The sequence below is a fragment of the Geodermatophilus sp. YIM 151500 genome, assembly GCF_025716945.1.
Classification (GTDB): Bacteria; Actinomycetota; Actinomycetes; order Mycobacteriales; family Geodermatophilaceae; genus YIM-151500.
The window spans coordinates 37,123-43,722 of sequence record NZ_JAOVZT010000020.1; the positions used below are offsets into that span (position 1 = coordinate 37,123).

A 6,600-nucleotide genomic window follows, 5' to 3' on the forward strand; every position below is an offset into this window, starting at 1 on the left:
CAGCGGGCCCGGGCGCCCTCCGCCGTCGTCCACAGGCACGGGTGAGGCCCGCAGGGGGCCCGACCGCCGTCCGACCCCGGAACTAGGGTCGCCGACGTGACCCGCCACCCCATCGCCGTCCACGTCGGACCCGGCCTCACCGACGACAACGAGCTCGACGACGGCGGACCGCTGGCCCGGGCGGCCGAGATGGACGCCGACGGCGTCCAGGTCTTCCTCGCCGACCCGCAGGGCTGGACGGCGCCCAAGCCCCGGCCCGACGCGGACGCCCTGCGTGCCGGCGACGTCATGGTGGTCGTGCACGCCCCCTACGTGCTCAACGTGGCGACGACCAACAACCGGATCCGCATCCCGAGCCGCAAACTGCTGGCCAAGCACGCCGAGGCGGCCGCCGCGGTCGGCGCGCGCGGCCTCGTCGTGCACGGCGGGCACGTGCTGGCCAAGGACGACCCGGCGGTGGGGGTCGACAACTGGCGCAAGACCTTCGCCCGGCAGGCCGACGAAGGTGGCTTCGGCCTCCCCCTGCTCATCGAGAACACCGCCGGCGGCGGCAACGCGATGGCCCGTGACCTCGACGCGATCGCCCGGCTGTTCGAGGCCGTCGGGGCGTTCGGCGCGGGGTTCGTCCTCGACACCTGCCACGCGTGGGCGGCCGGCTGGAACCTGACCACCGCCGTGGACGACGTCCGCCGGATCACCGGCCGGCTCGACCTGGTGCACCTGAACAACAGCCGCGACCCGCACGGCTCCAGCCGTGACCGGCACGCCCCGCTGACCGACGGCGAGATCCCCACCGAGCTGCTGGTCGAGGTCGCCCGGGCCGCCGACTGCCCCGTCGTGCTCGAGACACCGGGCGACGCCGCCGGTCACGCCGAGGAGATCGCCGTCCTGCGCTCGGCCCTCGGCTGATCAGGGACCACTCGGTCGCGGTGCGGCGTCGTGATCGAGCGGGGGCCCGCAGGATCCCCCGAGGAACGACCGGGCGCAGGGCTCCGCTCAACCGGGGGACGGCACCGGGTCGCGGTGCGGTGCGGAGCGTCGCAATGCCACGACGTCGCGGGCGCCGTCGAGCGGACCGCCGGCGGGGTCGTCGACCCCCGGCCAGCTCGCGCGCACGACGTCGTCGTCCGGACGCAGCACGTCACGCACGACCAGAGCCATGAGGACGACGAGGGCGACGTCGCGCAGGCCGACGGCGAGGAAGAACCACTCCACCTCGACCCCGCGGTTGGCGGTGCCGAGGTAGTGCAGCATCGTCAGCATCCACACGAGCACTTCGGTGGCCTGCCACAGCAGCAGCGAGCGCCAGCGCGGGCGGGCCAGCACCGCCAGCGGCAGCAGCCAGAGCGAGAACTGCGGGCTCCACACCTTGTTGAACAGCAGGAACCCCGCGAGGAGCAGGAAGGCCAGCTGCGGCAACCGCGGGCGCAGCGGGGCGGCCAGGGCCAGCCCGGCCACGCCGGCGGCCAGGGCCAGCATCACGACGGCGACCACGGTGTTGAGCACGCTCGGTACCTCGCCCTCGGCGAGCGGCCCGTCGAACAGCTGCCCGCCGCTGGCCTGCAGCAGCATGTTCCAGATGGACTCGGGGTTGGCCCGGCGCTCGCGGCTGAAGACGAAGAACCAGGCCCACTCCTCCGGGGCCGCGAGCGCTACGGGCACGTTCACCGCCGCCCAGGCGAGGGTCGCGGTGCCCACCGTGACCGCCCACTGCCGCAGCCGCCCCGCCCGCAGGCAGAGCGCGAACAGCACCCCGAGCAGCAGCAGCGGGTAGAACTTCGCCGCGATCGCCAGGCCGAAGAGCGCGCCGGCCACCACCGGCCGGCTCCGGGCCCAGGCGAGCATGCCGAACGTGGTCAGCGCGACCGCGAGCAGGTCCCAGTTCGTGAAGGCGTGCACGAACAGCAGCGGCGACAGCGCGACCAGCGCGGTGTCCCAGGGGCGGCGCCCGGTCAGCCCGAGCGTCGCCCGGGTGACCAGCAGCGCGCACACCGACAGCAGCAGGCAGGTCACGGCCGTGTAGCTCTGCACCGCGGGGAGGTCCGGGAGCACGCCGATGGCCTCCGCCGCGCCGTCGTAGGCCCGCGAGAGGGCCACCGCCACGGCCATCAGCCCGCCGGTGAGCACCGGGTACTCGACCCGGACGTCGAGGTAGGGGAGCGCGCCCTGGTCCAGCCCGTACAGGCCGAACAGCGGCACCGCGTCGGAGTAGCAGAAGTGCGTGTACTGGCGCGAGCCGCTCCAGTCGCCGGCCGCGCAGGGCGCCTGCTTCAACCAGGCCAGCGCGAGGACGACGCTCGTGAACATCAGGCAGACGCGCAACGGCGTCCAGAACAGGGCCCGGCCCGTCGCGGCGTGCCGTCCCCACGGGCCGCCCACCGCCTCGCTGGCCTGACGGACCACCGGGTCGACCCAGCTGGGCACCACCCGGTCCGGGCGGGGCGGCCGGCGCGCCGGGAACGGCCGGGGCGCGGTCGCCGGCCCGCGGCCGGTCGGCGCCGGACGGCCCTCGGTCATCGCCGGCCCGCCCGAGGCCCCGGTCGGGTCACTGCCCGGACGGGGCGGCCTGCCCGGTGGCCGGTGCCCGACCCGACGGCGTCGCCTCCCCGGTGCCGCCGGCGGGCGGCGGCACCGCGGGGTTCGGGGTCTGCGGGGTCTGGCCCGGCGGCTGGGTGGTCGGTCCACCGGGGTTGGTCGGGTCTCCGGGCGGGACGGAGGTCGGTGCCTGGGACGTCGTCGCCGATGCCGGGTCGCTCGGGGTCGCGTCGGAGGTCGCGTCCGTCGTCTGCGGAGCCGTCCGGGTCGGCTCCGGCGCGGGCACGCCCTCGCCGGTGTCGCCCTTGATGCGCGGGGAGTCCGGCAGGTCCTCCTCCGGCGTCCCGGCGAGCACCGTCTCCATGAACTCCTGCCAGATCGCGCCGGGCAGACCCGATCCGTAGATGATCCCGCCGTCGGAGTTGACGATCGGCAACCGCTGGTCGGTGCCGATCCACACCGCCGTCGACAGCGACGGCGTGTAGCCCACCATCCAGGCGTCGGAGTTGTTCTCGGCGTCCAGCCCCTGCGTGCCGGTCTTCGCCGCGACCTCGCGGCCGCCGTCGAGCGACCGCTTCGAGTAGGCGGCGACGTCGGTGAGCGCGTAGGTCACGTCGTTGGCCACCTCGGGGCGGATCACCTGCTCGCCTTCCTCGCCGGGGTTCTCGACGAGCACGGTGCCCTCGTTGTCGGTGACCCGAGCGACGAAGTACGGGTCGCGCTCGACCCCGCCGGCGGCGAAGGTGGCGAACCCGTGCGCCTGGTCGATCGGGCGCACCTCGTACTCGCCGATGCCGATGGACGAGCCGGTCACGCCCCCGCTGGTGGCCAGCGAGGTGTTGCCGGCGAACGGACCGGTCTCCCACACCTCCGGGATGCCGGCGACGGCGCGCGCGGTCTCGGCCACCGTCTTCGGGCCGACCTCGTAGGCCAGGCCGTAGAAGGTCGTGTTCAGCGAGCGGGTCATCGCCTCCCGCAGCGTGCAGGCGGCGCACTGGGCGTTGCCCGAGTTGCGCACCGGGGCCTCGCGGTCCGGGAACCGCTGCGGCGAGGTGCCGTCGCGCCGGGCCTGGGTGCTGATGCCCTGCTCCAGGGCGGCGGCGAGCACGTAGGGCTTCATCGACGAGCCGGGCTGCCGGTAGGCCTCCGCGAAGTCCATGCCGGTGCCGACCGGGCCGCCGTAGTAGGCGCGGACACCGCCGGTGCGCGGGTCGATCGCGACCAGCGCCTCGCGGAGGACCTCGTCCTCGCCGTCCATCACGTTGGTCACCGCGGCGACCGCGGCGTCCTGGGCGGGCTTGTCGATCGTGGTGGTGATCCGCAGCCCCCCGGCGTCGACCTGCTGGTCGGTGTAGCCGTAGCGCGGGCCGAGCAACTCCTCCTTGACCTCCTTGACGACGAGACCCTCCGGGCCGGCGGGGATGCCCAGGGACGACCCCGACTTCGGCAGCACCGCCGGATAGGTCATGGCCGCCCGCTCCTCGCCGGCCAGCCAGCCCTCCTCGACCATGCCGTCGAGCACGCGGCCCCAGCGGTCCTGCGCGTCCTCGGGGCTGACCTCCGGGTCGTACCGCGACGGGCTGCGGACCAGGACGGCCAGCACCGCGCCCTGCTCGGCGGTCAGCTCCGCGGCCGGCACCCCGAAGTAGGTCTGCGCGGCCGACTCGATGCCGTAGGCGCCGCGGCCGTAGTAGATCGTGTTGAGGTAGTTCTCGAGGATCTGGTCCTTCTCGAAGTTGTTGTCCAGCTTGATCGCCAGGAACAGCTCCTGGAACTTGCGGGCGAACGTCTGGTCGTCGTTCTCCAGGATCGCGTTCTTGACGTACTGCTGGGTGATCGTCGAACCGCCCTGCGTCGACCCGCCGGTCAGGTTGTTCCACGTGGCACGGACGATGCCGGTCAGCGAGATGCCCGGGTCGGTGTAGAAGCTGCGGTTCTCCGCCGCCAGCACGGCCTGCCGCGCGGCCTCCGACACCTCGGCCAGCGGGACGTTCGTGCGGTTCTCGTCGCCCAGCCGGGCCATCTCGGTGACGCCGTCGGAGTAGTAGACGACCGTGGTCTGCTTCGACTGGATGGCGCTGGGGTCGGGCACCTCGGTGCTCGCGTACACCACACCGACGAACACCCCGAGCAGCACCAGCATGCCGGCCAGCAGGCCCGCCACGACCTTGGCGGTGCGACGGCGACGCTGCTGCTTGCTGCGGGCGGCCTTGCCCACCGGGCGCCGCTTCGCCCCGGCCGGGGCCCGACCCCGCTGCCCGGCCGATCCGCCGCCGCGGGAGGCCGTCGTCCGGCCTCGGCCGCCACCACCGGTGCTGCGGGTCCGGGCCGGTGGCGGACGGCGGACCGATCCGGCGCGACGCGCGACGGGCGTGGTCTCGTCGGGGTTGGGCACGCGGGGGTTACCTCTCTGACTGGGGAGGGCCGGAGCCGGGCCGGCCTCGTTCGCAGCGCGACGTCTTCAGCTGTTCCGGCGGGACGAGACGCGGCCCGCTCCGATCGGTGGACGGCGCGCCGCGGGGTGAGCCGCGCGGTCGCCCGTGCGCCCGGCGACTACTCGGTGGCCGCCCGGCGACGGCTCCTCCGGGGCTGACGACCGGGGACGGGCTCGGCCCCCAGGACGAACGAGCAGTCCAGGTGGTTCCAGCCGCAGCCGCGGCACACCTCGACGGTGTAGACGGAGAACTCGTCCTGCGCGGCGTCCATCCGGGCCAGCTCGGCTTCGGTCTTGGCCTGGCCGGCCGTCGGGCCGAGGTGCTCGCCGTACACGTAGTTGACCAGGGTGAGCCGCTCCTTGCGGCACACCGGGCAGGCCACATCGGTCGGTCGACCGTGGTACTTCGCCGCCCGCGAGAGGTAGGGACTGGCGTCGCACACCTCGAACAGGCCGGTGCGCCCCGCGTACACGTCGGCGAGGACGGCTCGCCGCTGCAGCGAGTAGTCCACGACGGATCGGCGTCCGGGCACGGGCGCCAATGTACGCACCGACGCCCCCGGCCGGGCGGTCCGCAACCGTCGACACCCCCCGCGAGGGCACATCGGGACCCTTCCGTCACATCGGTCGCCGGTGGGGACGGCGTCGCCCGACCGACGCCTCGTTCCACGTGGAACCGACGACGGCCTGGCACGCGGGCAGCCGGTCCGCGGCCGCGCGGCGAGCTCGTGGCCACGCGGCACCGGGCGGGCGCGACGGGGTGCCCGGTGGGTGTCGCGCGGATGTATCGTCCCGATACATCGGAGGCCGGGGCGGTCGGAGGAGGCGGGCGTGCTCGAGTTCGCCATCCTGGGGTTGCTGCACCAGTCACCCATGCACGGCTACGAGCTGCGCAAAGAGCTCGCGCACGTGCTGGGCGGGCTGCGCAGCATCTCGTACGGCTCGCTCTACCCGGCGCTGCGCCGGATGCACGCCGCCGGGCTGGTCACCACCGACGAGCCCGATCCGAAGGCGCTGCTGCCGGCCGACGCACCCCCGCTGACCGGCCGGCGCGGCAAGGTGGTCTACACGATCACCGCGGAAGGCAAGGAACGCTTCCACGAACTGGTCAGCCAGACCGGTCCGGAGGCCTACGACGACGAGGGCCTCTTCGGCGTCCGGCTGGCCTTCTTCCGGCACACCGCCGCGGACGTGCGGCTGCGCGTCCTCGAGGGCCGGCGGCGCACGGTCGAGCGGCAGCGGGAGGGCCTGCGTGCCTCCATGGCGCGGACCCGCGAGCGGCTCGACCGCTACACCCTCGAGCTGCAGCGCCACGGGCTGGAGTCCGTGGACCGCGAGGTCCGCTGGCTCTCGGAGCTCATCGACTCCGAGCGACGCTCGGCCGCGGGGGAGACCAGTGCCCACGGCGGAGCCCCCGGGCGCGACCGGCGTCCCGATTGAACGGCGGGCGGCCTTCCGCCGCCCGACACCGCACGCCAGGGCCGTCCGCGGTCCGAGCCAACCGACCGTTCGCGGTCCGAAGAGAGGAAGAGTCCATGGGATCGGTCAAGGTCGCCATCGTCGGCGTCGGCAACTGCGCCGCGTCGCTGGTGCAGGGCGTCGAGTACTACCGGGACGCCGAGCCGGGCATC

Annotated in this window: 5 protein-coding genes; 2 read left to right on the forward strand and 3 right to left on the reverse strand. The window is 74.2% G+C overall.

All coding sequences use genetic code 11. The features are described from left to right. The first annotated feature begins 96 nt into the window (after positions 1-96). Positions 97-909, forward strand: a complete 813-nt coding sequence (locus tag OF117_RS21175; RefSeq protein ID WP_263554839.1) for a deoxyribonuclease IV — start codon at positions 97-99, stop codon at positions 907-909. Positions 910-996: 87 nt separating this feature from the next. Here OF117_RS21175 and OF117_RS21180 read toward each other — a convergent pair whose 3' ends face one another. The 3 genes from OF117_RS21180 to OF117_RS21190 all read right to left on the reverse strand — a co-directional run bounded on the left by OF117_RS21180 (position 997) and on the right by OF117_RS21190 (position 5,502). Next, the gene (locus tag OF117_RS21180; RefSeq protein ID WP_263554840.1) at positions 997-2,424 is read right to left on the reverse strand and encodes a glycosyltransferase family 87 protein; all 1,428 of its coding nucleotides are present in this window, start codon (positions 2,422-2,424) and stop codon (positions 997-999) included. Positions 2,425-2,545: 121 nt separating this feature from the next. Beyond that, positions 2,546-4,753: a transglycosylase domain-containing protein gene (locus OF117_RS21185; protein WP_263554841.1), complete on the reverse strand. Its 2,208-nt coding sequence runs from the start codon at positions 4,751-4,753 to the stop codon at positions 2,546-2,548. A gap of 335 nt (positions 4,754-5,088) precedes the next feature. After that, the gene (locus tag OF117_RS21190; protein ID WP_263554842.1) at positions 5,089-5,502 is read right to left on the reverse strand and encodes a DUF5318 domain-containing protein; all 414 of its coding nucleotides are present in this window, start codon (positions 5,500-5,502) and stop codon (positions 5,089-5,091) included. Between the two features lie 298 nt (positions 5,503-5,800). Here OF117_RS21190 and OF117_RS21195 point away from each other — a divergent pair, with 298 nt between their 5' ends. Beyond that, positions 5,801-6,409, forward strand: coding sequence for a PadR family transcriptional regulator (locus OF117_RS21195; protein WP_263554843.1), 609 nt, complete (start codon positions 5,801-5,803; stop codon positions 6,407-6,409). Positions 6,410-6,600 lie beyond the last annotated feature (191 nt).